23 protein-coding genes are annotated in these 25134 nt (G+C 65.4%); 4 read left to right on the forward strand and 19 right to left on the reverse strand.

Features of this window, described 5'->3' with window-relative positions:
- The first annotated feature begins 35 nt into the window (after positions 1-35).
- Positions 36-824, forward strand: a complete 789-nt coding sequence (locus tag M2343_RS11875; protein ID WP_181560822.1) for a DeoR/GlpR family DNA-binding transcription regulator — start codon at positions 36-38, stop codon at positions 822-824.
- 67 nt (positions 825-891) lie between these two features.
- On the opposite strand, the gene M2343_RS11880 is transcribed toward M2343_RS11875, so the two are convergent.
- The 12 genes from M2343_RS11880 to ectA form a co-directional block, all read right to left on the reverse strand.
- Complete coding sequence (locus tag M2343_RS11880) at positions 892-2211, reverse strand: hypothetical protein (protein WP_264576827.1); 1320 nt, start codon at positions 2209-2211, stop codon at positions 892-894.
- Positions 2212-2267: 56 nt separating this feature from the next.
- On the reverse strand, positions 2268-3179 hold the full coding sequence (locus tag M2343_RS11885) for a LysR family transcriptional regulator (protein ID WP_264571458.1): 912 nt from the start codon (positions 3177-3179) through the stop codon (positions 2268-2270).
- A 34-nt stretch (positions 3180-3213) separates the two neighbouring features.
- Positions 3214-4284, reverse strand: a complete 1071-nt coding sequence (locus M2343_RS11890) for a hypothetical protein (RefSeq protein WP_264603894.1) — start codon at positions 4282-4284, stop codon at positions 3214-3216.
- A 34-nt stretch (positions 4285-4318) separates the two neighbouring features.
- Positions 4319-5791: an FAD-dependent oxidoreductase gene (locus tag M2343_RS11895; protein ID WP_264576829.1), complete on the reverse strand. Its 1473-nt coding sequence runs from the start codon at positions 5789-5791 to the stop codon at positions 4319-4321.
- Between the two features lie 80 nt (positions 5792-5871).
- A complete protein-coding gene (locus M2343_RS11900) occupies positions 5872-8772 on the reverse strand; it encodes a TonB-dependent receptor plug domain-containing protein (protein ID WP_264576830.1) in 2901 nt (966 codons plus the stop codon).
- Positions 8773-8951: 179 nt separating this feature from the next.
- Positions 8952-10298 (reverse strand): MFS transporter, encoded by a 1347-nt coding sequence (locus M2343_RS11905; protein ID WP_264576831.1) that lies wholly within the window; start codon positions 10296-10298, stop codon positions 8952-8954.
- The gene (locus M2343_RS11910) at positions 10295-11530 is read right to left on the reverse strand and encodes an MFS transporter (RefSeq protein WP_264576832.1); all 1236 of its coding nucleotides are present in this window, start codon (positions 11528-11530) and stop codon (positions 10295-10297) included. The genes M2343_RS11905 and M2343_RS11910 overlap by 4 nt, the downstream gene beginning before the upstream one ends.
- Before the next feature lie 22 nt (positions 11531-11552).
- Entirely contained in the window at positions 11553-12989 is a 1437-nt protein-coding gene (locus M2343_RS11915) for an aspartate kinase (RefSeq protein ID WP_264576833.1), read from the reverse strand.
- A complete protein-coding gene (gene thpD, locus M2343_RS11920; RefSeq protein WP_264576834.1) occupies positions 12986-13906 on the reverse strand; it encodes an ectoine hydroxylase in 921 nt (306 codons plus the stop codon). Before thpD ends, M2343_RS11915 begins: the two co-directional genes overlap by 4 nt.
- 32 nt (positions 13907-13938) lie before the next feature.
- Positions 13939-14352 (reverse strand): ectoine synthase, encoded by a 414-nt coding sequence (locus tag M2343_RS11925; RefSeq protein WP_264576835.1) that lies wholly within the window; start codon positions 14350-14352, stop codon positions 13939-13941.
- Between the two features lie 15 nt (positions 14353-14367).
- Positions 14368-15678 (reverse strand): diaminobutyrate--2-oxoglutarate transaminase, encoded by a 1311-nt coding sequence (ectB, locus tag M2343_RS11930; RefSeq protein ID WP_264576836.1) that lies wholly within the window; start codon positions 15676-15678, stop codon positions 14368-14370.
- The gene (gene ectA, locus M2343_RS11935) at positions 15675-16190 is read right to left on the reverse strand and encodes a diaminobutyrate acetyltransferase (RefSeq protein WP_264577554.1); all 516 of its coding nucleotides are present in this window, start codon (positions 16188-16190) and stop codon (positions 15675-15677) included. Before ectA ends, ectB begins: the two co-directional genes overlap by 4 nt.
- A gap of 271 nt (positions 16191-16461) precedes the next feature.
- Between ectA and M2343_RS11940 the strand changes: the two genes are divergently transcribed.
- The gene (locus tag M2343_RS11940) at positions 16462-16956 is read left to right on the forward strand and encodes a MarR family winged helix-turn-helix transcriptional regulator (RefSeq protein ID WP_264574178.1); all 495 of its coding nucleotides are present in this window, start codon (positions 16462-16464) and stop codon (positions 16954-16956) included.
- A gap of 16 nt (positions 16957-16972) precedes the next feature.
- Here the strand turns inward: M2343_RS11940 and M2343_RS11945 are convergent, their stop codons facing one another.
- The 3 genes from M2343_RS11945 to M2343_RS11955 all read right to left on the reverse strand — a co-directional run bounded on the left by M2343_RS11945 (position 16973) and on the right by M2343_RS11955 (position 21140).
- Positions 16973-19462: a PAS domain S-box protein gene (locus M2343_RS11945; RefSeq protein ID WP_264603895.1), complete on the reverse strand. Its 2490-nt coding sequence runs from the start codon at positions 19460-19462 to the stop codon at positions 16973-16975.
- A gap of 313 nt (positions 19463-19775) precedes the next feature.
- Entirely contained in the window at positions 19776-20078 is a 303-nt protein-coding gene (locus M2343_RS11950) for a hypothetical protein (protein WP_181560836.1), read from the reverse strand.
- Positions 20079-20180: 102 nt separating this feature from the next.
- A complete protein-coding gene (locus M2343_RS11955) occupies positions 20181-21140 on the reverse strand; it encodes an NAD(P)H-dependent flavin oxidoreductase (RefSeq protein WP_264576838.1) in 960 nt (319 codons plus the stop codon).
- Between the two features lie 139 nt (positions 21141-21279).
- On the opposite strand from M2343_RS11955, the gene M2343_RS11960 reads away from it, so the two are divergent.
- Positions 21280-21759, forward strand: coding sequence for a hypothetical protein (locus M2343_RS11960; protein ID WP_264576839.1), 480 nt, complete (start codon positions 21280-21282; stop codon positions 21757-21759).
- A 21-nt stretch (positions 21760-21780) separates the two neighbouring features.
- Here M2343_RS11960 and M2343_RS11965 read toward each other — a convergent pair whose 3' ends face one another.
- Together M2343_RS11965 and M2343_RS11970 are read right to left on the reverse strand one after the other, a co-directional pair.
- The gene (locus M2343_RS11965) at positions 21781-22164 is read right to left on the reverse strand and encodes a hypothetical protein (protein ID WP_264603896.1); all 384 of its coding nucleotides are present in this window, start codon (positions 22162-22164) and stop codon (positions 21781-21783) included.
- Between the two features lie 8 nt (positions 22165-22172).
- A complete protein-coding gene (locus M2343_RS11970; RefSeq protein WP_181561545.1) occupies positions 22173-22358 on the reverse strand; it encodes a hypothetical protein in 186 nt (61 codons plus the stop codon).
- A gap of 102 nt (positions 22359-22460) precedes the next feature.
- On the opposite strand from M2343_RS11970, the gene M2343_RS11975 reads away from it, so the two are divergent.
- Complete coding sequence (locus M2343_RS11975) at positions 22461-23132, forward strand: helix-turn-helix transcriptional regulator (protein WP_264576841.1); 672 nt, start codon at positions 22461-22463, stop codon at positions 23130-23132.
- A gap of 12 nt (positions 23133-23144) precedes the next feature.
- Here the strand turns inward: M2343_RS11975 and M2343_RS11980 are convergent, their stop codons facing one another.
- Together M2343_RS11980 and prfB are read right to left on the reverse strand one after the other, a co-directional pair.
- Positions 23145-23903: a class I SAM-dependent methyltransferase gene (locus tag M2343_RS11980; protein WP_264576842.1), complete on the reverse strand. Its 759-nt coding sequence runs from the start codon at positions 23901-23903 to the stop codon at positions 23145-23147.
- Entirely contained in the window at positions 23903-25030 is a 1128-nt protein-coding gene (gene prfB, locus M2343_RS11985; protein WP_181560842.1) for a peptide chain release factor 2, read from the reverse strand. The genes M2343_RS11980 and prfB overlap by 1 nt, the downstream gene beginning before the upstream one ends.
- Between the last annotated feature and the right edge of the window lie 104 nt (positions 25031-25134).

Genomic DNA, 25134 nt, shown 5'->3' on the forward strand with positions numbered 1-25134 from the left:
TTGCAACTCAAGGATCGAAGCGTCAGAACGCCGGCATGACGAGCGCATCCAACACCCGCCACCGCCAGATCCTGGATCTGGCGCGCCGCAATGGCAAGGTGACGGTCGAGGATCTCGTCGGCCGCATGAATGTGACGCCCCAGACCATTCGAAAGGATCTCAACGATCTGTGCGAGCGCGGTTATCTGTCGCGCGTTCATGGCGGCGCCATTCTAGGCTCGGGCGTCGAGAATCTGGAATATGAGGCCCGCCGCCGCCTGTCCGTGGCCGAAAAAAAGGCGATCGGCAAGGAGGCTGCGGCCCGCATTCCCGATGGCGCCTCCCTGTTCATCAACATCGGCACCACGACCGAGGAAGTCGCGCGGGCGCTCGCCGGCCGCAGCAATCTGATGGTTCTCACCAACAATCTGAACGTGGTCGATATCCTCTGCCGAAATAGCGCAATCGACCTGATCGTCGTCGGCGGACGGGTACGTCATGCCGATCGGGCGGCGGTCGGCCCTACCGCCGTCGATTTCATCCGGAACTTCAAGGTCGATTTCGCGGTCATCGGCGCGTCCGCCATCGATGAGGATGGCTCGTTGCTGGATTTCGACCTGAACGAGGTGCAGGTCTCGCACGCCATCGTCGAAAACTCGCGCTCCGTCATCCTCGTCGCGGACAGCAGCAAGCTCACCCGCAGCGCGCCGGTCCGCATCGGCCACATCAGTGCCGTCGACATATTGGTGACCGACTATCTCGACAGTCCGGAACTCGCCGCAGTCTGTGCCGAGCATAATGTCGAGGTCGTCAACGCAATGCCCGAAAGCGCAACGACGGAATAAGGCGCAGCGCAGGCGGTTCATGGGGTTGGCTCCCCCTCCTCTTCCGAGGAGGGGCTCAAGATGCCGCCTAGCCCCTCACTGCCCGCGCGACGGCCGCTTCGACCACGGCGCGATGGGCTTCCACAACCGGTTCGAGCAGCGCGGCATCGACCTTGTCGATCGTATCGTCCTCGACATGGCACCAGCGATGGATGCCAAGGCCGGCGAAGGCGTTCACATAGCCCCGGTCGATGATGGAGGACAGCTCACCGGCGCCGCCGACGACTTCAATCGGCCGCTCATAACCCGCAAGCCCGCGAAACGCCTCAGTGGTCTCTGCCATCAAGCCCGGCGACGACATCAGAACGCGCTGGGGGTCGGCGCAGGAGAGAAGCTGGTGATTGCGGCTCAGCACCTCATAGGCATCGCGGGTGGCGAGCCCGGCGCCCAGATGGGTCCAGATCTGTGTCTGGGCGGCCGGCGGCCCTTCCGAGAGGGAGTAATGCGTGCCGGCGAAATCGAGCTCATGCCCGCCGGCGTTGATGGCGAAGAGCGAATGGTCTGGGTAGCGGATCGCGGCCCAGCGGCACAGCTCCAGAAAGGCGGCAGTCCCGGGCGCCCGCTCGCCGACGCTGACGCCCCAGCCCGAGCGGGGCGTGGAGAAAGCCAGCCACTTGGGGCCTGCCTCGCGTCGCGCGATGGTATTGCTGCTGTGGCCGGTCGCGCTTTTCCCGGTGAGAATGAGGGTCAGGGGTCGGCCCGCGGCAACGGCCTCGGCGATGATCGGCAGATCGCGCGACGCCATGAGCGCGATGGGCACGTCGGCGATGGGCTTCAGCCGGGTGTTGAGCGCCACGATGCTGCCGGTCGGCCCGGTCGTCACGATGACGATGGCAGCCGGCTTGTTCGGAATGACCCGATCCAGCATCGGCTTGACCTCGCCCGAGAAAATCGCCGCGTGGCGAGCATAAGGCAGGACGACGATGGCGATCTTCCCGGCGACGCCCTGCGCCTCGAACGCATCGCGGACCAGAACGGCCGGTGCGGTAATGCCCTTCGCAGGCGTGGGGACGACGACCGGCTGCGCGGCCACCGCGACCCGCTTGTCCCCGGCGCGCAACTCCGTCACCGCCGGCTCGAATGTGGGAATTGGGAACTTGACCTCATCGACCTTGAAGCCCGCCGTTGCGAGGCGCTTGCCGATCCACGCTGCGGTGGCAAGATCGCCCGCAGAGCCCGAGATCTTGCTGCCGAACGATGCGTAGGTCTCCATGTCTTCGCGCAGCTGCTTTTGCAGCGGAGACGCGAAGGGCGCGGCGCCGGTGGGTGCCGGAGCGGATGCAGCCGAGGCCGGCGCTCCGCCAGCCCAGACGGCAACGCCCGCCAGCCCGACAGAAGCCTGAAGCATATCACGCCTGCTCTGCATCGATGTGTTCCTTCTATGGGTCGCCCGCAGGCGCTGGTTCAGTTGGCCGGGTCCGCCCGGTCCCAGGGCGCGACGGGCTGGGTGAAGGCGAGGAGATCTTCGATCAGCGCCTGCACCAGCGGCAGGCTCATTTTGACATTGGGAACCAGGGCTTTGAGCCAGAGAGATTTGACTGGAAAGTCCGGCAGCAATTGCACCAGCCGGCCAGCGCGCACGGCCTCGCGCGAGACGAACTCGCTCAGCATGACGATCCCCGCGCCCCTCAAAGCGGCATCGCGCAGGACGATGGCGGTGTTGACCGCAAAGCGCGAACTGACATCGACCGCCAGATCGCCTGACTCGCTTTCGAAGACCCAGGTCCCCCCGATCGACTGCGAGTTGAGGCAATCATGCTCGACCAGCTCGCGCGGATGCTTGGGGTGCCCCCGCCGGGCCAGATAAGAAGGCGCGGCGCAGATCACCATCGGATGCTCGCACAGGGGAACATCCATCACCCCGGCATAAGAGGCGGCCATGGCGCCGATCGCCAGATCGAAGCCCTCCTCAATGGGGTTCACGGACCGATCGACCAGCATGAGGTCGATGCTGACGCCGACATGGCTCTGCACGAAATCCGCGAAGAAGCGGCCGAAATAGCTACTGGCCACCGTGGTCGGGCATTTGATCCGCAGGTGCCCATCCAGCGCCTGGCGGGATCGGCGCGCGCCGGCGACGACATCGTCGGTCTGGCGCACCAGCGCGCGAACGCGCGGCAATTGGCGCTCGCCAAAGGCCGTCAGCTCGGCCTTGCGCGGCGTCCTGACGAACAGCACCGCGCCCAGTTCATCCTCCAGCCTCCCGATCCGCTTGGACATGACCGACGGCGCGATATTGAGCTTGCGCGCGGCAGCAGCGAGGCTGCCGCATTCAACCACGGCCAGAAAGGCGCGCATGTTGAGCAGCGTATCCATCAGGGCGCGCTCACGAATGGCCGCCCGCGCGTCATCATTTGAAAGTCACCCGCGCCACCGCAATCCCCTTCTCGCCGGAGACGGCATAATAGAGATAGATGCGGCCATCGTCGTTGAGAACGCCGGGATCGCGCAGGGCATGCTCCGCGCCCGTCGCCATGCCCCCGCGCGAGGAGACCAAAGGCAGATTGGCGCCTTCATAGGCCTTTTCCGGGCGCATCACTTCCGTTGGCGTAGAAGCCGTCCACTCCGACCAGTCGGGCCGGAGATCGACGCTGGCATGGAGGATGCGTTCCGGCGAGTCCCCTACATTGGTGTAGAAGACATGCAGCGTGTCGCCGATGCGCGTCACCCCGGCATGACGCATCTCATCGAGAATGCGCGGGCCGGCTTCGAACGGCGGCAGGAGCGATGCCGACCGGAAGAACTGGCCACTGCGCAGCCAGACCGGATAGGCGCTCGCCTTGTCGGCCATGCCCAGGCCGTAGCTGCTGCCCTTGTAGCTGAATACGCGAATATAGGGCGCCCCGAACGCGCCGGACGCTGCGGTGAAGCTCAGACCATCGGGCGAGGTCGCAACGAAGCTGCGCTGGGCATAAGGCCGGCCGCCATAGTCGCCGCCGGGCATTTCGGTCGCGCCATGATAATAGAGCACGATCCGCTTATTCTCTTCATCCACGACGGCATCGGGAGACGAGATGTGGTGCAGCGCCGAGGTCTGCTCCAGCCGCAATGTGCCATCTTTATAGACGGTCCAGGGGCCTTCGGGCCGATCGGCATAAGCCAGGCGGATGTAGCCGCCGCGGTGATGGCCGAAATACATATAATATTTGCCGAGCGGATTCTTGATCCAGCTCGGCACCCGGATCACCGAGGGGCCGTTGATATTGTTGCCCAGATCGCCTTCCAGCCCCGGCATGTCCGGATAGATGACGGGGCCTGAGCCGATGCGCTCCGCCACCACAGCCGAGACTTTGACACTCTCGGTCGAGCGCGATGTCGGCGCCTGAGCCGTCGCGGGAGAGGTACTGGCGAGGATCGGAGAGATCAGGAGGCTGGCCAGCAACCCGGCATATATTCGCTTCGTCCTGTTACCGCTGCGCATCTCTCTGATCCTCTCCATCGTCTCTATGGGCGCCTCAGGCCTGCCGGCTGGCTGCCTGCGCTGTCTGGCTCATCTCACCGGGCTGGTCATGCAGGAACACGCCCTGCCTGCGCAACTCTGCCTGCAGGCTGGCCACATCCAGCGCGCGCGGCTGGACGCCGGCGTTCACGCTGAGCGCGGCTGCGGCGCCAGCGGCCTGTCCGGTCAGCCAGCATTGCGGGATCTCGCGCATGAAGCCATGCGAGTTGGCATCGCAGCTGATGTGCTTGCCGCCTGCCAGCAAGCCGTCGAGCTTGCGCGGCACCAGCGCGCCATAGGGCACCGAGATGACCGGATATTTGAGGCTGACCGAAGGGCTGACCCCGACCTCGTCGGGCAGCGCAATGCCATCGGCCCACTGGCTGCGCAGGATCTTGCCCATGCCAGCCAGACGCCGTGTGTGCCGCACGCCAAGCTGCGAGCCGCTCTGCAGCATATAGCATTGCTCGAACCCCGGCGCATGCGCGAGGAAGAACTCGCAATGCGTCTGCATGAACCGGTGCGAGCGGATCTCCAGCTCGGTCTGGTCATCCACATCCAGCGCGGACAGGCCGGATTGGCGCGGGCCGAGGAACAGCGCGATGTCGTTGCGCCAGGAGACATAAGGCGGCTGGAAGAAGCCGAGCCGCTCACGGCCGAGCTTGGCGAACTCGGCATATTGCTCGGGCTCATTGGCGCGGAAGGCCAGCCAGCGGTCCATGTCCACACCGCCCAGCATGAAGCCGGTGTTGGCGCTGTGGTGGACGTCGCCTTCCTCGATATCGGTATCGAACTCGGCCCCGGCGCGCGCGAAGATGTCGCCATCGCCGGTGGTATCGACGACCACCTTGGCACGCAGCGCCTGACGCCCGGCCTTGGATTCGAACACCACGCCCTCGACCTTGCCGTCGGCGACCATCGGCACCGCCGCCCAGCTGTGGAACACCAGCCGCACGCCGGCTGCCAGCAGCATCTCCTGGCTGATCAGCTTCAACCGCTCGGGATCGAGCGTGGGCGACCAGCAGACCGTGCCGTGGAACGCCGCAGTGCGCTGGCCCCAGTAGCTGGCCTTCTTGGGATCGCGCGAGCCCCAGTCGGCGCGCGGCGGCCCGGCGAGGCCCGCAGCGGGCAGGCGCCCGAGCACATCATTGGCAAAGCCCTGGATGACCTGCCGGCCGGTCCAATCGGTCATCCGGTCGATCCAGATGACGAGGCCGCCGGTGGAAAGGCCGCCCAGATGATTGTAGCGCTCCATCAGCACCACATCGGCCCCGGCCTGCGCCGCTGCCCATGCCGCCGCCGTGCCCGAAGGCCCTCCGCCGACCACCAGCACGTCGCAGCTGTGATACACCGGGATCTCGCGCGCGGGCTCGACCCAGGTCCCCGTGCCATTGGCCCGCGGCAGCACCCGACCACCCGTCTCAAACACGTCAGAGGCCAGAAAACGATCCTCCGACTGGCGAACTTCCTGAACTTTAGGTCTGTCCATAATCGGCGAACCATATCCTTTCTGGGGAGGGATGGCGCTGCGGGCGCCATCCCATGAGTGTTGGTGAAGCGCGGGTGCCCTTACATCTTGAACCGCAGACCGACGCGGAATGCGCGGCCGACCTGATCGAACAAGGGCGATGCCTGGTCCGGGAAGGGCGGCGCGACATTGAAGATATTGTTCAGGCGAATGAACATCTCCCGGCTCCGGTCGGCATCCCGCGAGACATCGACCGTGAACGTCGCGTTGGTGTAGAAGGTGTTCTTCGTATCGTTGAAGTTGATGCTGTTCAGCGTGCCGGTCCCGACAACGAAATCATTGTCGATCTTGCCGCCCTGCAGCCAGCGCAGGTCCAGCGTGCTCGTCAGGCGGCCCAGTTCATGCGTAACGAGGCCGGACACGCGCCAGTGCGGCGTCACATATTCGCCCGCCCGTTCTTCCGTGCTGGCGGTGGACACGGCCGTGGTGGCCAATGTGTCCAGATATGTCCCCAGCAGGCGAATGGAGAGCGAGCCGGCGCCCTGACCGAAGATGTTCTCCAGCGAGGAGCGATAGGCGGCTTCGAAATCGACGCCCTTGGTCTTCAGGCGATCCAGATTCTCGAAGCGGACCGTCACACCGGTGATGTCACCAGCCGGGGCGCCGCCAGAAGTCGTGACAAGGCCGCAGAAGTCGGAAATGCCGTCGACATAGCAGCGCTCAAGCACCTCGTTCGCCGAGATCGTCCCGATCACGCCCTTGATGTCGATATCGTAATAATCGACCGAGAGACGCAGGCCGTCCAGCCAGCGGGGCTGATAGACGATGCCCGCCGTGAGCGTATCGGCTTTTTCAGGATCGAGATTGGGGTTGCCCAGAGATGCGACCTCGACCGTGTAGTTGGTCGACCGGCGCGGATCGCGAATATTCTGGCGCGCCACCGTCGTCGGCGCGAACAGCTCGGCAAAATTGCCCGCTCGGATATCGCGGGACCGCGTCGCGCGAAGCCGCAGTTCGCTCGACAATTCCCATGTGCCGCCGACCTTCCAGGTCGTGACGCCACCCGATGTGCTGTAATCCGTGTAGCGCGCGGCGAGGTTGAGGTCGAACGAGCGAATGAACGGCAGATCCTTCAACAACGGGATCGCCAGTTCGCCGAACACTTCCTTCACATTGTAGCTGCCGGAGATCGGCTGGCGCGCGCCGCTCTGCCACTGGCCCGCCTGCGAAATGGCGTCCACCGTCGCATCGATCGACTCTTCGCGATACTCCGCGCCGAACGCGGCGTTGATCGGGCCGGCCCAGCCCTCGAACAGCGCACCATTGGCGCTGAACGCAGCGACTTGCTGCTTGGTGATGAGGTCGAAGCGCGACGTGCCTGTGATGTAGGCAATGGCTTCCTGCGAAGGCGATCCAAAGCCGAACAGATTGAGCGGCGCGCACGCCGGGTCGTCATTGAGCGGATTGGCATCGGCATTCACGCGGCAGACGATGTTGCTGCCGGAGCGCACGGCGTCGATCGCCTTGCGATAATTGATCATGTTGATCTGGCCGACATACTCCTGAACGAAGTGGTTGCGGCCATATTGGTAATAAGCATCGAACGACCAGTCCCCGAGCGTGCCTTCCACGCCGACGACGCCGCGATAGACCGACGGCGAGCCGACATGCCCACGTACGGCGCCCAGGCCCTGCTCACGCAGAGAGCGACCGAAGTTGAAGCAGGTGACGCCGGCGGCAAGCGCACGCGTGCGGAAGTCGTCGCTCAGATAGGGGTTGGTGATCGGCACCAGCACATTGCCGGTCTGCCCGCCGGGAATGGTGGTCGCCGAACAGGTGGGATTGCCGGTGACGGAGCCCTGCTGGCGCGGCTCGGCGAAATAGCCATTGGTGATCGACCGCGCGAAGCTGCCTTCCGCAAACAGAGTGAGGTTGTCGACCACCTCATAGGAGACGCGGGCCATCGCCGAATAGCGCTCGACCGGCTGCTGGAGGTTGCCGCCCGGATTGATGATCTCGGTGTAGTTGCTCGTGCCGCCGATCATCCGGTTGCCGAACACTTCGCCATAGCCGAACTGCCCGGTCTGCTGCCCCGGCAGGAAGGTCGTGCCACGCAGTGGGCCGCTGGTGATCAGGCCACCTTCCCACAGGTCGGTGCGGCGCACGTCATCCGCGTAGATGGTCGCCGGCAGGCCATTTTGCGCATAAGCCGAGTTGCCGGCGACGCCACGGCTCACCCAGGGGCGCGGGCGATAGGGCGTCTGGCCGATGCCCTCATTCTTGGAATATTCGCCGCCGATCAGAATATGGCCGCGCCCGCCGCCAAAGCTGGTTCCAGCCGCTAGGCCAGCCAGCACGTTCTGGGCATCGCCATATTGCGAAATGCCGCTCTGAACCGTGCCCTCGACGCCTTGGAGTTTGGACTTGAGAATGAGGTTGATCACGCCGGACACGGCGTCCGAGCCCCAGGATGCCGAGGCGCCGCCGGTGACGACTTCCGTGCGTTCAATGAGAATGGCCGGGATGACGCCGAGGTCGACCGTGCCCTCCGGCGCGGTCGCGACATGGCGGCGGCCATCGACCAGCACCAGCGTGCGCTGCGCGCCGACATTGCGCAGATCGGCAACCACCGTCGCGGATGACAAGGCCCGCGCAACGCCGTTGCCGGTCGTCGAAAAGGCCGGGATGAGGCGGAGCGCGTCATCGACCCGCGTCGGTGCCACGGACTGAATCTGCGCGGTGCTGATGACCGAGGTCGGCGTCGGCGCCGTGAAGCCGCTCGCCTGAATGCGTGAGCCGGTGACGACGATGTCCTGGTCGGCCGCTGCGCCGGCAGAAGAGGCCGCACCGGCGACTTCCGGCTGCGCGCTCGTAACATGGGCCGTCGCCGGCTCGGCGGCATCGTCGCTCACCTGCGCCAAGGCGCCGCTGAGGGGGCACAGCATTGCCGCAATGCAAACGCCCAAATGGAACCGCGAACGGGCTGCGCTGATAGCTTTCATCTGATCCTCTCCCTGCTCAAGCTCTTATTGCGCATCGCCAGACCGAAGATTCGAACCAGTAGAGCTGGGTTCGACACGATTCCCGTCGGGGCTGAGCGCGATAGGATCTGCGGTACGCGCGAGAGGGCCAGTTCAGAAGGCCATGTAGCTTTGGCGGTGCATTCTCGATTCGAGAATGGTCAGTGGCGCCTTGGCCTCTCAGCGCGGTCACCGCGAGCAAAAACATCTTCGTGAAGCGAGCGGCCCGCTGTCTCCGGCATGAAGTGCAGGGCCACCAGCCCGACCAGACAGGCCAGCATCATATAGAAGGCCGGCATCAGCTCGTTCCCGGTCAGCGTGATCAGGCCGCTGCCGATGGCCGGCGCCGTGCCACCGAAGATGGAGGTGGAGACATTATAGGCGATGGCGAAGCCGGCGAACCGCGCGGCGGTTGGGAACAGCGCCGGGAATGTCGCCGAAATCGTCGCCAACTGGGGAACATAGAGGAGGCCGAGGAGCACGAATGCAATCGTGGCGCCGAGGAAGCCCGTGCCCATGAGCAGATAAAGCGGCACAACACAGACCAGCAGGCCGATGAGCGAGAAGCGCCACATCGGTTTGCGCCCGATCCGGTCCGAGAGCGAGCCGGCAAAGGGCAGGAACAGCATCATGAACAGCATGCCGATAATCGGCACGATCAGCGCATGTTGCGCCGTGAGGCCGATGCGCCGCTCGAGATAGGTCGGCATGTAGCTGAGCAGCGTATAGTTGACGACATTGAGCGCCACGACCAGTCCGCCCACGACCAGCATCGGGCGCCAGTGGCTGTGCATGAGCTGGCGGAGCGAGACCGACGGCCGCTCTTCGCTCTCATGAGCGCGGAAGACCGGCGTGTCCTCCATGCGCGAGCGCAAATACATGCCGACCAGCCCCATCGGCCCCGCCACCAGGAACGGAATGCGCCAGCCCCATTCATACATTTGCGCCTCCCCGAGCAGCATCGAGAAGCTGAGCATGAGGATCGCGCCGAAGGAGAAGCCGGCCAGCGTACCGAATTCGAGAAAGCTGCCGTAAAAGCCGCGCCTTTTGTCCGGCGCATATTCGGCCATGAAGGTCGCCGCGCCGCCATATTCGCCGCCGGTCGAGAAGCCTTGCACCATCCGCAGCAGGATGAGCAGCGCGGGCGCCCAGAGGCCGATGCTGGCATAAGACGGGATAAGCCCGACCGCGAGTGTGGCGCCCGACATCAGCAGAATGGTGAATGCGAGCACCGACTTGCGCCCCAGCCGGTCGCCCAGCGGTCCCCAGAACAGCCCGCCGAGCGGACGCACCAGAAAGGAGATGGCGAAGGTCGCGAGCGCGAACAGCACCGCATCATCCAGATCGCCCGGGAAGAGCGCAGCCGAGATATAGGTCACCCCATAAGCATAGATGCCGTAATCGAACCATTCGGTGGCGTTGCCCAATGCCGAAGCCGCGATCGCGCGACGCAGCGTGGCAGTCTCGACCGGCTGGTCGGGGGAGGCTGGCAGGGGGGATGCGGTCATTCGGTTTGTCCGTCGACAGTGTTGGGGTCCAGCAGCGAGGCCATGGGGGTGGTGCGCGGGACGATCTGGAAATCCTGCTGGTCAGGCGCTGGCACAGGCGGGGTCGAGGCCTGTCGCCAGAGGCCGAAAGCGAGCGTCAGGCCCGCGCACAGCGCGATGAAGAAGAACAGGCCGCCCACGGGCGCCGCGCTCATCAGCAGCGCCGCACCCAGCGGACCGGCGGCAGCACCAGCCGAGTAGAGCAGCACCAGCCGCCCGCTCGCAGCGACGCGCTCGGCGGCCAGCAACCGGTCGTTGCAGTGCGCGACGCAGAGCGGATACAGGGCGAAGCTCAGCCCACCGAACAAGGCGCCGAGCACCAGCAGGTCCAGCCCGCGCGATGCCAGCATGGCGAGCATCAGACTGACGACCAGCGTGGCGGTGAAGCAGCCGACGATGACGCGCCGCCGGTCCAGCCGGTCGGACAGGCGGCCCAGCGGCCATTGCAGGGCCACGCCGCCGAGGATGACAATCATCATGAACGTGGCCGTGGCGCTCAGGTCCAGCCCCAGCCGCCGTACATGGACTGCCGCCATCCCGTAAAAGGCGCCAAGCATCAGGCCCGTCGCCACCGCGCCGACCGTGCCGAGCGGCGAGGCGGCGTACAGGCCCCGAATGGTGAAGGCTTCCGCATCGACCGGCGTCGGCGCGCTGCTGCGGGTGAGACAGAGCGGAATGATCGCCAGCGAAATGAGAATGGACGCGAGCAGAAACGGCGCGGCCGGCAGCGTGCCACTGGCACCGAGCAGCAGCTGGCCTACTGCCTGCCCGAGATAAAGCGCGACCATATAGGCGGCGAGGATGCTGCCCCGCGTCTCCATCTCCGCCCGGTCGTTGAGCCAGCTTTCGAGGCAGATGAATACCCCGGCGACGCACAGGCCGTCGATCAGGCGCAGGCCTGCCCAGAATGGCGCGGACTGGATCAGGGCATAAGAGAGCGTGCTCGCCGAGAGCAGCGAGACGAAAACCGCAAAGGCGCGGATATGCCCCACCCGCCGGACGATCTCGCCGGCCCGAAGCGCGCCGACGACCAGCCCGGCGAAATAGGCCGTGGCGACCACGCCGATCACGATCGTGCCCGCCCCGGCTCGCTCCAGCCGCAGGCTGATCAGCGTCGACAAAAAGCCACTGCCCGCCATCAGCATGAAGATGGCGAGCAGGAGGCTGCGGACGGGCTGGATCGCGGCGAGCATCAGGGGTGGAGCAGCGCGCGGATCACGCCGCGCGCCGGTCCTCCGTCATGGCCGCGTCATCCTCCACCAAGGCGCGGTGGAGGGCGCCGACGGCCGTCTCATAATCCTCGACAGCGACGATGAACTGCACGTCGACATTGCGGATCTGGTGCTGCATCGCGATGATCGGCACGCCTTCATTCGCGAGCGACCGCAAGGCATCGGCCAGCAGCCCCGCCCGCGAGATGTCGCTGCCGATCACCGAGACGATCGCCACCGGCTGGGCCGAGATCGCCGCATCCGGATAGCGTCCCTGCAGATCCGCGATCACGCGCTTCACCGTCGGGGCGTCCGTCGAGAGATAATGGGTGATCGTGTTGGCGTTGGAGGCCTTGCTGACGATCCACGCGCCGTGGCGGGTCAGCGCCTCGAGGATCGCGGCGTCATAGCCCTTCACCCCGACCATATCCTGCTCGAAGAACTGCAGGGACTGCGCCTGGCGCACGCCGGTCACGATTTCAACGCGCGGCGTATCGGAGACATATTTGCCGCAGATGAGCGTGCCGCCATCCTCCCGGTCGAAGGTGTTGCGCACGCGCAGCGGAATGTCCGTCTGGCGCAAGCCCCGCCCGGCGCCCGGGTGAATGGCCTCCATGCCCAGATTGGCGAGCTGATCGGCTACGTCATAATTGGTGCGGCCGATCTTGCGGGCCTTGTCCGTCCCGACGAGACGCGGGTCGGCGCTCGAAAGGTGGAATTCCTTATGGATGACCGCTTCGCGTGCGCCGGTCAGCACCGCGATGCGCGAGAAGGTCATTTCCGAATAGCCGCGGGCATACAGCCGCACCATGCCCTCGCTGCACCCGGCATAGCCGGTCACGATCGGCAGCGTGTTGCTGAGATCGATGGACGCGAACGCCTGCAGAATGCGCTCGTCCAGTTCGCGCATGTCCTGCTGGTCCCACAAGGTGAGATCGACGAACGCGGCGTTGACGCCCCGGTCGCGCAGCAGCAGCGCCGTCGAATGCGCGCTGTGCGCCTCGCCGAGGCCGGCGAGCAGCTCGCGCACCGTCACCAGCTGCTCCTTGAGGCAGAAGCGGCCATGGCTGCGCAGCCGCGCCAGATCATCGAGGCAGGCAGCGACGGTGGCGATCCGCATCTCGACAAAGGCATCCGCTTCGGCGAGGCTTTCTTCGCGCACGAACATCCCGGCGTTGCGCGTCTTCATCGCGTCGCGCACCGCGTTCATGGCGTGGCGCCAGCCATCGGCATCGTCATCCGCGACGAAGCGGGCATAGACCCCCGGCTCGCCGCTCTTCTTGTGCTCCAGCAGCAGGTCGGTCATGCCGGCATAGGCCGAGACGACGAAGATCCGGTTGTAGAGATCGGCGCCCTTGCGGCCGGCGATCAGCACATTGTCGAACAAAGTCGTTGTGGCGGCCATGGATGTACCGCCGATCTTTTCCACACTATGGCTCATGCCAGCGCCTCCTCCATCAACGGTCCCTTCACAGGCGTGATCGCCTGCGGCTCGCCCCGCGCGGCGATGAAGGCCGGGCGCGGCGTCTCGACGCCGAACGGCGCGACCAGCCGGTTGCAGACGGCATTGTAGACCAGAAAGGCATTGGCGCGCGGGAAGGGCGTGATGTTGCCATTCGACCCATGCATGATGTTGCAGTCGAAGATCACCACGGATCCAGGCTTGCCGGTCGGCGCGACGATGCCGAACGTGTCGGCCAGCTCGGCGAGATTGTCCTCGTCCGGCACGCCATATTCCTGCTTCTTGAGAGACTGGCGATAATGGTCCTGCGGCGTTTCACCGACGCAGGTGAGGAACTGGCGATGCGATCCGGGGATCAGCATCAGCGGGCCATTATGCGGCGTGTTTTCGGCCAGCAGCACGGACATCGACAGGGCCCGCATGCGCGGCATCCCGTCTTCCACATGCCAGGTCTCGAAATCGCTGTGCCAGTAGAATTCCTTGCCGCGAAAACCGGGCTTATAGTTGAGCCGGGACTGGTGGATGTACACCTCGTCGCCCAGCAGGAAGCGGGCGACCTCGGCCAGGCGCGCATCGGCGGCCAGCCGCCCGAGCACCGGACTTTGCGCGTGGATGCGGAAGATAGAGCGGATCTCGCGGCTGCCCGGCTCGCTGATCACCGTTTCGTCTTCCAGCGCATCAGGATCGGCCAGCAGCTTGCCGGCGTGGCGCTGGAGGAACGCGACTTCCTCGTCGGAAAACAGGTCTTCCAGCACCAGATAGCCGTCGCGGTCGAAGCGCTCGGCCTGTGCGCGGCTGATGGGTGCGTCCTCGCTCCAGTCGCTATGAACGACGGGGTCGAGGCGCGGCGAAAAGGCCGCCACGCTATCGTGGCGGGATGGGTAGAGGTCTTGCATGCTTCTCCCCCTTCTAATGGTTGAAAGATGGTTCAGTCGGCGAGCGCGGGCTCGCGCGGGGCACTGGTGTCGGCGGGATAGGCGCCATGTTCGTCATGGACTTCCTTGCCGGTCACCGGCGGATTGAAGGTGCAGGCGCACAATATGTCCGTCTCCGGGCGCACGATGTGCGGGTCATGGTCGTTGAGAGCGTACATCACGCCGGGCGAGAGCTTGTGCGTCACGCCGGTGCCCAGATCCTCGATGGTGCCGGTGCCCTTGAGGACCAGCACCGCCTCCAGATGGTTCTGGTAATGCATGTGCAGTTCCTCACCCGCGTGCATGGTGGTGACGTGGAAGGAAAAGCCCATATCGTCATCCTTGAGCAGGAGGCGTGCGCTTTCCCACCCCTTGGACTTCACGTTGCGGTCCGTCTTGCGGATGTCCTGCAGCTTGCGAACGATCATATTGCGTATCTCCTCTTACTCTGCGGCGACGCCATAAGGGACGCTGAGCGCGGACCGGATGCTCTCCTCGAGAATGTCGAGGCCGGCCGACAGCACGTCGTCCTCAATCACGAGAGGCGCGAGCACCTTCACGATCTCGTCATGCGCGCCGCTGGTTTCGATGATGAGCCCCTGCGCAAAGCAGGCGGCGGTGATGGTTTCGGCGACCTCGCCCGATCCGACATCGATGCCGCGCATCATGCCGCGACCGCGGGTGGAGAGGCCATGTTCGGCGGCCATCGCCTCCAGCCGCCGCTCCAGCAGCGCGCCGCGACGGGCGATGTCCTGCTGGAATGTGTCGTCGCTCCAGAAATGGCGAAGCGCGGCGGTGGCGGTCACGAAGGCATGGTTGTTGCCCCGGAAGGTGCCATTATGCTCGCCCGGCGACCATTGATCGAGCGCGGGGCTGAACAGAGTGAGCGCAAAGGGCAGGCCCATGCCGGAAAGCGATTTCGCCATCGTCACGATGTCCGGCGTGAAGCCCATGCCTTCGAAGCTGAAGAAGTTGCCGGTGCGGCCGCAGCCCGCCTGAATATCGTCGATAATCAGCAGCGCGCCGTGGCGCTTGGCGATCGCCGCGATCTTGCGGAGCCATTCCGCCGACGCGACATTGAGCCCGCCTTCGCCCTGCACCGTCTCGACCAGAATGGCGGCCGGCGCATCGAGGCCGCTGGACGGATCGGACAGGCGTCGTTCCAGCAGCTCGGCCGTGTCGACGTCAGGCCCATGATAGCCATCATAGGGCTCATGCGCGACATGGCTCAGCGGCACGCCGGCGCCACCGCGCTTGGCGGCATTGCCGGTGCAGGCCAGCGCGCCCAGCGTCATGCCATGGAAGCCGTTGGTGAACGCGATCACCATCTCGCGACCGGTGATCTTGCGGGCGAGCTTGATTGCGGCCTCGACGGCATTGGTGCCGGTCGGCCCGGTGAACATCGCGCGATAATCCAGCCCGCGCGGGCGCAGAATAACCTCCTCCAGCGCGGCGAGAAAATCCGCCTTCGCATCGGTGTGAAGGTCGAGGCCATGGGTAATGCCGTCGCCGGCGACATAATCGACCAGAGCGCTTTTGAGGACCGGATGGTTGTGGCCGTAGTTGAGCGTCGAGCAGCCCGACAGGAAGTCGAGATAGCGGCCGCCCTGATTGTCGTGCATCCAGACGCCCTGCGCCCGGTTGAACTGGCGCGGCATGGAGCGTGCATAGCTGCGCACGCCGGATTCCCGCCGCTCGTAAATGGCGGTGTCGGGCTTGCGGGCCGTGGGATGGGGCAAGATGTTGGCGGTCATGCTGTCAGCGTTCCTTCTTCTGTTGCGGCTGCCAGATGAGGCAGCGGGCCGAGGCGCGCCTGCCACTCGGTGGCGTGCGCTCCGGCAAAATGTGGCTCGCGCTCGAAACGCGCGGTCTTCTCGATGGGGACGTTCCACCGCCGCGCCAGTCCTTCGAACAGCGCCCAGGATGCGCGGTTATCCTGCGTGATCGTGGTCGTGATGTGAGTCACGCCATGCTGCTGCGGGCGCGCCAGCAAGGAGTCGATCATCCGGCCTGCGAGGCCATGGCCCCGCAGGGAGGCGGCGATGGCCACCTGCCAGACGAACAACGTCTCGGGCGATTGTGGCACCCGATAGCCAGACACCCAGCCCACCAGTGCGCCATCGCATTCCGCGACGGCACAGCTATCGGCGAAATCGGTGCACTGGAGCAGGTTGCAATAGGCGGAGTTCGCATCCAGCGGCGGTGATGCGGCAATCAGGGCACTGACGGCAGGCCCGTCCGTGGCGGCGGGCTTTCGAAGCGAGATAGATCGCCCCTCGCGATCTAAAAAGTGCGCAGAAGCCCTTGGCGGCTCAAAAGCCGCTGTAGCTTGTCGATCAAAGATTGTTTATCTCCCGAATTATCTTTTCTGAGACGCGACGCTGTGCAGAGGCGTCGTTCGGCGCCATATATGGCACTTATCTCGCTCACTTCAACCGGAAGAGGCAAATTTTAGTTCATCTGATAAAGTATATGCCCACCCACTCCCGTCGTTCCGGCGAATTGGCGTGGGGCGCGCCTTGCGCTATCGACACGGCATGAACCTCGATATTGCTTCATCCACTTTGCGCGCCTTGCGACGGATTCTGCGCGCCACGGAGATCGGCAGCCGCCAGCTCGCCACGGCCACGGGCCTCACCCCCTCGCAACTGCTGGTGCTGCGGGAAATCGCCGCCGCCCCCTCCGCCACGCCAAGCGCGATTGCCCAATCGCTGCAGTTCAGCCAGGCCACCATCACGGCGATCGTCGACCGCCTTGTCGCCTTGGGCTTTGTCCAGCGGGAGCGCAGCGAACGCGACAAGCGGCAGTTCCATCTGCATGTTCTGGCGGCGGGAGAAACGGCTCTCGCAGAAGCGCCCGATCCCCTTCAGGCGACCTTTACCGAGCGCTTTTCAGCCCTGCCCGTCTGGGAACAGGCGATGGTCCTCGCCGCGACCGAGCGTCTCGCCATGTTGATGGACGCCGAACATATCGACGCAGCGCCTTTGCTCGACAGCGGCCCGATCGACCGGGCGCGGCCGCATTCATCCTGAGCGCTGATTCCGGCGCTTACAGAGCCTGCCGGACTTCCGCCATGGCGCGGGCGATGGCCGCCTTCAGCTCACCCTGCGAGAAAGGCTTGCCCAGCTTGACGACGTTGAGGCCGCTATCCGTCGGCACCTCACCATAGCCCGTGGCGAGGATGATCGGCAGGCGAATGTCCTCCGCCATCAGCTGCATGGCAAGCTGCACGCCGGTCATGTTCGGCATGGCCTGATCGGTGACGAGCAGGTCGATGCCCGGATTGTCCCGCAAGATCTTGAGGGCATCGGCCGCACAATCGGCTTCCCACACCTGATGACCGAGATCTTCCAGAAACGCCGCCGTGTTCATCAGGATGAGCGGATCATCGTCCACGGCGAGAATTTTGAGCGGGCGAACCGTGCCGTCCGCAGACAGCGCCGGCTCCGCCTCCCGTGCCGGCCGGTTGGCATCGTCGCTGGAGACAGGGAACCAGAGCGCCGCCGTCGTCCCGATGCCAGGCGCGCTCGTCAAGGTGAAGGTGCCCCCGAGCTGGCGCACAAGGCCATGGATCATCGACAGGCCAAGGCCCGTTCCCTTGCCGACGCCCTTGGTGGTGAAGAACGGCTCGGTCGCCCGCGCCAGCGTCTCGGCATCCATCCCCGTGCCCTGGTCTATGACCAGAATGCGCACGTAGCTGCCCGGCGCCAGTTCGGCCGATTCGCCCGGCGCGATCCGCTTGGTATCCGTCTCGATCCGGATCGCGCCGCCATCGGGCGAGGCGTCGCGCGCATTCACCAGCAGGTTGAGCAGCGCCATCTCGATCTGGTTGGCATCGGCGACGATGAAGGGGCCGTTCGCAACGCCGTGAAATTCGAGCGGCCAGAGCGGCCCCAGCGTCCGCTGCGCCAGTTCCTTGAGCCCGTCGAGCAGCGAGGAGACGTTGACCGGTTCGGCCGAGAGGTCCTGCCGCCGCGCAAAAGCCAGCATGCGCTGGGTCAGTGCGGCGCCGCGCTCGGCGCCCTGCTGGGCATTGTCGAGGAGTCGCTTCGACATCGGGTCATCGGGGATCCGCTTGCCGAGCAGCGAGAGGCTGCTCGTGATGGCCATCAGCAGATTGTTGAAATCATGCGCGACGCCGCCGGTCAGCTGGCCGATGGCTTCCATCTTCTGGCTCTGCCGCAGCGCATCTCGCGCCGCTTCGAGTTCCGCATTGCGAGCCTTGGTTTCGCTGAGGTCACGGCCGACCGCGACGAAATTCACGCCATCGGGCTCCGGGGCCACGGTCCACTCGATATGCTTCCAGCCGCCATCGCGCGTCGCAATGCGGTTCTCGAACCGCGTGGGCTCCCCGGTTTGGGCCATGCGCTCAATGGCTTCCAGCGTGGGCGGCATGTCTTCGGGATGCATGAAGGTCGCGTAACCGCGAGTGAGCAGCTCGGCTTCCGTCCAGCCCAGAACCTGCGTCCAGGCGGGGCTCACGGCTGACATCATGCCGGTGAAATCGGCGCGCGCGAGCATATCCTGCGACAAGGTCCACAGGCGGTCCCGCTCCGAGCGCGCGCGCTCCACAGCGACCTTCACGCGTTCGCCCACCTCCTGAACGAGCGTTTCTTCCTCCGCCGTCCAGACCCGCGGCGTGGCATTCTGGACCGCGAGCAGACCCACCCACTGCTTCTCCTCGAACAGCACGACGTCCACGAAGGCGCCCACCTCACGTGCACCCAGCCCGGCCTTTGCCTCGGCGCTCAGGCGCGCGTCAGCCTGCACGTCACGCACCACCACGGGCGTGCCGACGCGATAGGCGTTCAGCAGATCCGGACCGAAGGCTTCGAGCGAATGTTCGCCAACAATCGACCCGACACCGCGATGATGGTCGCGCTCGACGGTCATGCGGCCATTCGTGATTTCCGCGTAGAACACCCGGCTGGCCGAGAGATACGCCCCAAGGCGCTCCGCCGTCAGGGCAATGACGTCGGCCGGCGTGGTCAAAGGGCGCAACGCGTCGGATAGCGACATCAGGAATTCGGTCTTGCGCTCGGCCGCAACGCGTTCGGTCGTTTCGGCGAGAATGCAGATGACGCCCGCCGGTTGGCCCTGCTCATCGAGCACCGGCGAATAATCGAGGTCCATCCACACCTGCTCGGGCCGGCCGTGGCGGTGCAGCGTCAATTCCTGATCGCGATAATGGAGCGTCTTGCCGGCCAGCCCGACCTTCATGACATTGTCGTTGAAGTCGGCGACCTCGCCCCATCCTTCCCGAACATTGGAACCCAGAAGCTCGGGGTGGCGCCCGCCCGCGAAGCCGGAATAGGCGTCATTGTAAAGCATGACGCCCTCCTCGCCCCACAACATCACGATCGGCACCTGCGAGCGAAGCAGCAGCGAAACGGCGCATTTGAGACACGGCGCCCAGTCTTCGATCGGACCGAGTGGCGTGGCGCTCCAGTCCCTGTCCCGGATCAACGCAGCGCACTCGCCCCCGCCAGCCAGGAAGGCCAGATCGGCAGAGGCCAGATGTTGAGCGCGCGCAGGCATATTCTGGAGCATTCGTATCGAGATCCTATCGAGGGCCGCCCGCGAGATTTTGCCATCTTCGCCGATACGCCAAGGTCTGACGGTTTATCTCACCACCTACGGTCGCGAAATGCCATTTTGTACAGAGTTTGCTCAGCGCGTTCACCCAAAGACTAGCCTGTGCCCGCTCTGAAACAGGAACAGGCTACAAACAGCAGAAATCTCGGGCCGTCTTGGAATGCAGAGGAGCCAAAAATGGCGGGCGCTGCGGCGTCATCCGACTCAGATGAGCCTGGACGGGAGGAAGTCTTCAGGGCGTACGCCCCACCCAGACTCAGTCCGCGTCGATCATGAACAGCGTGTTTTCCCGATATTTCGGGTCCATGCGGTCGAACAGCGGGTGGACATCGAACGTGGTCTCAAGAACGTCCAGTTCGCTCAGGCCCGCCAGATTATAGCTGCCGACCTTGGGTTCGCGCGGCTCGGCGCCGTCGCGGGTAATGGTGATGGCATCGATGAAGTAGCTGTCGTTGCGCTTGTAGAGCACATGCGGCGCCAGCACGAGCGCCAGCTTGTTGTAGCGGGCGGAAAGACAGCGACGCAGCGCGATCGCTTCAAAGATGCGACTATTGTCCATGGCCGGGCCATTGGCCGGTTTGTCGCCGATTATCAAGGCCCATGGCGTGTTTTGCCCGGCGGGCGCGTGGCGCGCCGTACAGCCCGCGCACCGTGCGCGCCTTCACGATGCGCAAAGGCGGCGGCGCGCATCCTCATATTCCGCGGCGAATCGCGCGATGAGTGTAGCGGCCGGCACCACGCCGGTGACCGCGCCAATGCCCTGGCCTGCGCCCCAAATGTCCTTCCACGCCTTGGCGCCTGTCGCTGCAGCGAAGTCCATCGCCGAGGGATCGCTGGCGGGCAGCGCATCCGGGTCCAGCCCCTGTGCGAGGATGGACGCGCGCAGATAATTGCCCGAGACGCCGGTGAAGTAATCCGAATAGACGATGTCCGCCGCCTGCCCGTCCACGATGCCCTGCTTGTAGGCGGCGCTGGCCCGCGCTTCCTGCGTGGCGATGAAGGCCGAGCCGATATAGGCAAAGTCCGCGCCCATCGCCTGCGCGGCAGCGATGCCGCTGCCGGTGGCGATGGCGCCGGAAAGGGCGATCGGCCCGTCGAACCACGCCCGCGTCTCTGCCACCAGCGCGAAAGGCGACTGGCTGCCGGCATGGCCGCCTGCGCCCGCCGCCACCAGGATCAGGCCATCCGCCCCCTTTTCGACCGCCTTGTGGGCAAAGCGTTGATTGATGACGTCATGGAAGACCAGGCCGCCCCAGGCCTTCACCGCTGCATTCACCTCCTCATTGGCGCCCAGCGACGTGATGATCAGCGGCACCTTGAACCGGGCGCAGATCGCGAGATCCTCCATCAGGCGCGGGTTGGAGCGATGAACGATGAGATTGACGGCAAAGGGCGCGGCCGGCGCCTCGGGGTGGGCGGCATCATGCGCCGCAAGTTCGGTGACGATGCGCTCCAGCCAGTCCTCGAGCCGGTCCGGCGCGCGCGCATTCAGCGACGGCATGGCACCGATGATGCCCGCCTTGCACTGCGCGATGACCAGATCGGGATTGGAGATGATGAACAGCGGCGCCCCGATGACGGGCAGGCGCAAACCACGACCAAGGCTCTCGGGAACGGACACCAGTTTCTCCTCTCCCGCCCGGCCTGACATGGCGGCCTGCACCCGTCAATGCCGGCGAAAATCGCATCGTTACCGTTTCATTTACCATCTGTAAGTTACCGCTACGGCAGGGCCAATCGAGGCAAAGGGGGTAAGCGGCATGGGACAGACAAGAACGATGCGGGCAGGCCTGACATGGGCCGCGCCGGATGTGACGAGCTTACTGGCGCGGCTGCTCGGTCGCACGAGTCGCGCGCAGGCATCGGCTCAGGGTCAGGCTGCACCCTCCGCATGGAGCCCAAGGCCGGCGCCTCGCCTTCGTAAGAACGACGACCTGCCCGCCACTCCGGATGTGGCGGAGACAGCGCCGACGCTGCGCCGCCCGGCCCTCATGCTCGTCACCGAGACCAACGCGCTGCCTGCATGGGCGTCGTTCAGCGCGGTCATGCCAGCGCCGCTCAGCGATCTGGAGGTCAGCGCGCTGGCCGCTGCGCACTGGCCCCGCATACGACCGATAAGCGATGAGGCTGCCATCCCTGCTGCCAGCGATGCAACGGAGGAGGACTCTGCCGCGATGCAGGCCGCGCTGAGTGAGGCGCTCGCCCGCCTGCGCGCGCTGACCATCCAGTCCCGCCACTGACAAAGCGGCACCGCACGCCGGTCACCAGTCCTCGATCGTGAGGACGGCCAACGCCATCTCCACCCCCCCATCCTGCGCGTCCATCACGGAATCGACCGCCAGATCGACGACGATGTGATGGACGAGGGCGATCTCGGCGTCCGGCAACTCTTTGGTCAGCGCCGTCGCCTTGTCCCACGCTTCCGGACCGGGAAGGTGCAGCACGATCCGATGCTGTGCGCCGACGAACGTCGCGCTGCACCAGGGGCGCTGGCCGCCATCCTCCACAGCACAATCTTGGCCTGCCAGCGCTTGCAAAGCAGCTAGCAGACGGCCGTGACAATCGCGCCGCGTGCTGCGGGGCGGGGCAGCCTTGCGAGGCAAGGGGCTGGCCGTGGCCGCCAAACGAGCCGGCTTGGATCTCAACAGCGCTCTCATTGCGCACCTTCTTCATAAATGTTCATGAAATGTTCTACGCGGCGCCGCGTGCGTTCGGAGGGTTCACGCCCCCGACGCAGATCATGCACGAAGCGGGGATCGCGCACGCATTCGCGACCGAAACGGGTTGCCGCCATGCCTGTGCGGCGCAGGAACAACTCTATGGATCTCAGGACCGTCATCGCCAACCGAACCTCCTCACTGGACTCGACAATAGGAAGACCCCTAGGTTCTAAAGTTATTTCCTACTTGTCTAGGAAAATTCCTATGTGTAGTGTTCCGCAATGGACAGCGTCGATGCGAGAGCTAATCTGGAGCGGCTGATTCAGGAGCGCGGGGAAAGCTATGGCAGCATTTCCCGCCTGCTCGGTCGCAATCCGGCCTATATTCAGCAGTTCGTGAAGCGCGGCTCGCCCCGCAAGCTGGACGAGGCCGATCGCCAGCTGCTCGCCCGCTTCTTCGGCGTCGAGGAGGCGCTGCTCGGCGGCTCTTCAGTACTGACGCCCAACCCGATGAGACACAGCGCGCCCCTGCCGCGCGGTCTCATCGCGGTTCCTCGCCTCGCTCTCGGCGCTTCTGCCGGTGTCGGCGCGCTGGTCGAGGATGAGGCGGCAGCTGGCGCGCTGGCCTTCGACATGCGCTGGCTCAGAGCCCTGGGCGGCCAGCCCGATCAGCTCTCCATCATCCGCGTGGATGGCGAATCGATGGCCCCCACGCTCAGCGATGGCGACGACATCATGGTCGATCGGGCCGACGGCATCGATCGGCTGCGCGATGGCATTTATGTGCTGCGCATGGATGATGTGCTGATGGTCAAGCGCGTCGCGCTGGCGCCCCGCCGCGGGCTCTTCTCGATCCGCAGCGACAACCCGCTCTATCCCACATGGGAGGATGTCGACCCCGTCCTCGTCAATATCGTCGGTCGCGTGATCTGGGCCGGGCGCCGGGTGGGCTGATCGCCTCGCCGGCTATCCGGGGCGACCACGACGCGCCAAGCGGCACGGCCTGATTTCGCTCGGCTCGACACGGCGTTCGCCGGGCTCGAAACGCGCCAGATAGCCGCCCGCCGCCGTCCGGCCTTCCATGCCGACGAAGCGGAAGCCGATCGCCTCGAACTCGCAGCGCAGCAGTGCCGGCGGCGTACCATGATGCTCGGTCGGGCGGTCGATATCGACGACCACCACCTGCCCGCCGGGCTTGAGCGCCGGATAGAGTCGCCACAGAAAGGCGTAGGGCTCGGCGATCTCATGATACATGTGCACCATCAGCACCCGGTCGAAGCTGTGCTCCGGCAGGCGCGGATCGTCCGGCGTGCCGAGCTTGACGCTGACATTGTCACGATTCTCGCGGGTCACCCGCTGGCCGAGCTGGTCGATCACCTCGGCGATGATGTCCTGCCCGAGCACGCGGCCCCTCGGCCCCACGCGTGTGGCGAGCCGCACGGTGTAGTATCCCTCGCCCGCGCCGATGTCGGCCACGGTCATGCCCGGCGCGATGCCGGCGCGGTCCATGATTTCCTCGGCCTCGTTGACCCGGTCGCGCGCCTCCTCCGTGGACCAGCGCGTCGAGATGATCGGCGCCACCGGCCGGTCGGCGCGGGGGAAGGCTTCGGCCGTGTCGGGCCGACCACTGGACGCCGGCGCGAGCGAATTGCAGCCCGAAAGCAAGGCAGTGCCAAGCAGCAGGACCAGCGCGGCTGAGCGCCGCGCATCCCGCCCGCCCAGCATCAGTCGACATCCTCGACGTCGACCTTCTCCCCGGTCACCTTCTGGCTGAGCGCGGCCGCCATGAACGGATCGAGCGCGCCGTCCAGCACGTCATCGGGCGCGGTGGAGGTGACGCCGGTGCGCAGATCCTTCACCAGCTGGTAGGGCTGCAGCACATAGGAGCGGATCTGGTGGCCCCAGCCGATCTCGGTCTTGGCCTGATAATCGGTGTTGGCTTCCGCCTCGCGCTTCTGCAGTTCCGCCTCATAGAGGCGCGCCTTGAGCATGTTCATCGCGGTGGCGCGGTTCTTGTGCTGGGAGCGGTCGTTCTGGCTCGCCACGATGATGCCGGACGGCACGTGGGTGATGCGGACTGCGGAATCGGTGGTGTTGACGTGCTGACCGCCCGCGCCGGACGCGCGATAGGTATCGATCTTGAGGTCGCTTTCCTTGATCTCGATCTCGATATTGTCGTCGATCACCGGATAGACCCAGACCGAGCTGAACGACGTATGGCGGCGGGCCGAGCTGTCATAGGGGCTGATCCGCACCAGCCGGTGCACGCCGCTCTCGGTCTTGGCATAGCCATAGGCATTCTCGCCCTTGAGCAGCAGCGTGGCGGACTTGATGCCCGCCTGTTCGCCCGCCTGATATTCGATCATCTCGACCTTGTAGCCGCGCTTCTCCGCCCAGCGCTGGTACATGCGCAGCAGCATCTCCGCCCAGTCCTGGCTCTCGGTGCCCCCGGCGCCGGCGTGGATTTCCAGATAGGTGTCGTTGCCGTCCGCCTCGCCGGAGAGCAGCGCCGTCACCTTGTCGCGGTCGGCCCGCTCAGCCAGCGCGGCGAGGCCGGCGATGCCCTCATTGGCCATCTCCTCGTCGCCCTCGGCATCCGCCATGTCGATCAGCTCGACGGTATCGTTCATCTCGGATTCGATGGCGCGGGTGGCGTTGATGGCTGCGTCGAGCCGCTGGCGCTCGCGCATGACATCCTGCGCCGCCTTGGGATCATCCCACAGCGTCGGATCCTCCACGCGGGCGTTCAGCTCATCCAGGCGGCGCAGCGCGCGATCCCAGTCGAGGAACCGGCGCAGCAAATCCAGCGCTGCCTGAATGTGGTCGACATGGGCCTGCGCTTCGGCACGCATGAGAAATCTCCGTCAAGTCCGTGGCCAGATGGTGGGCCGAATGCAGCCCGATGCGACGCCGCTTCCCCCCGGTCAAGGGGCGAGAAGGCCGGCCTTGGCACAGC

It is taken from the genome of Sphingobium sp. B8D3B, from assembly GCF_025961875.1.
GTDB lineage: Bacteria > Pseudomonadota > Alphaproteobacteria > Sphingomonadales > Sphingomonadaceae > Sphingobium.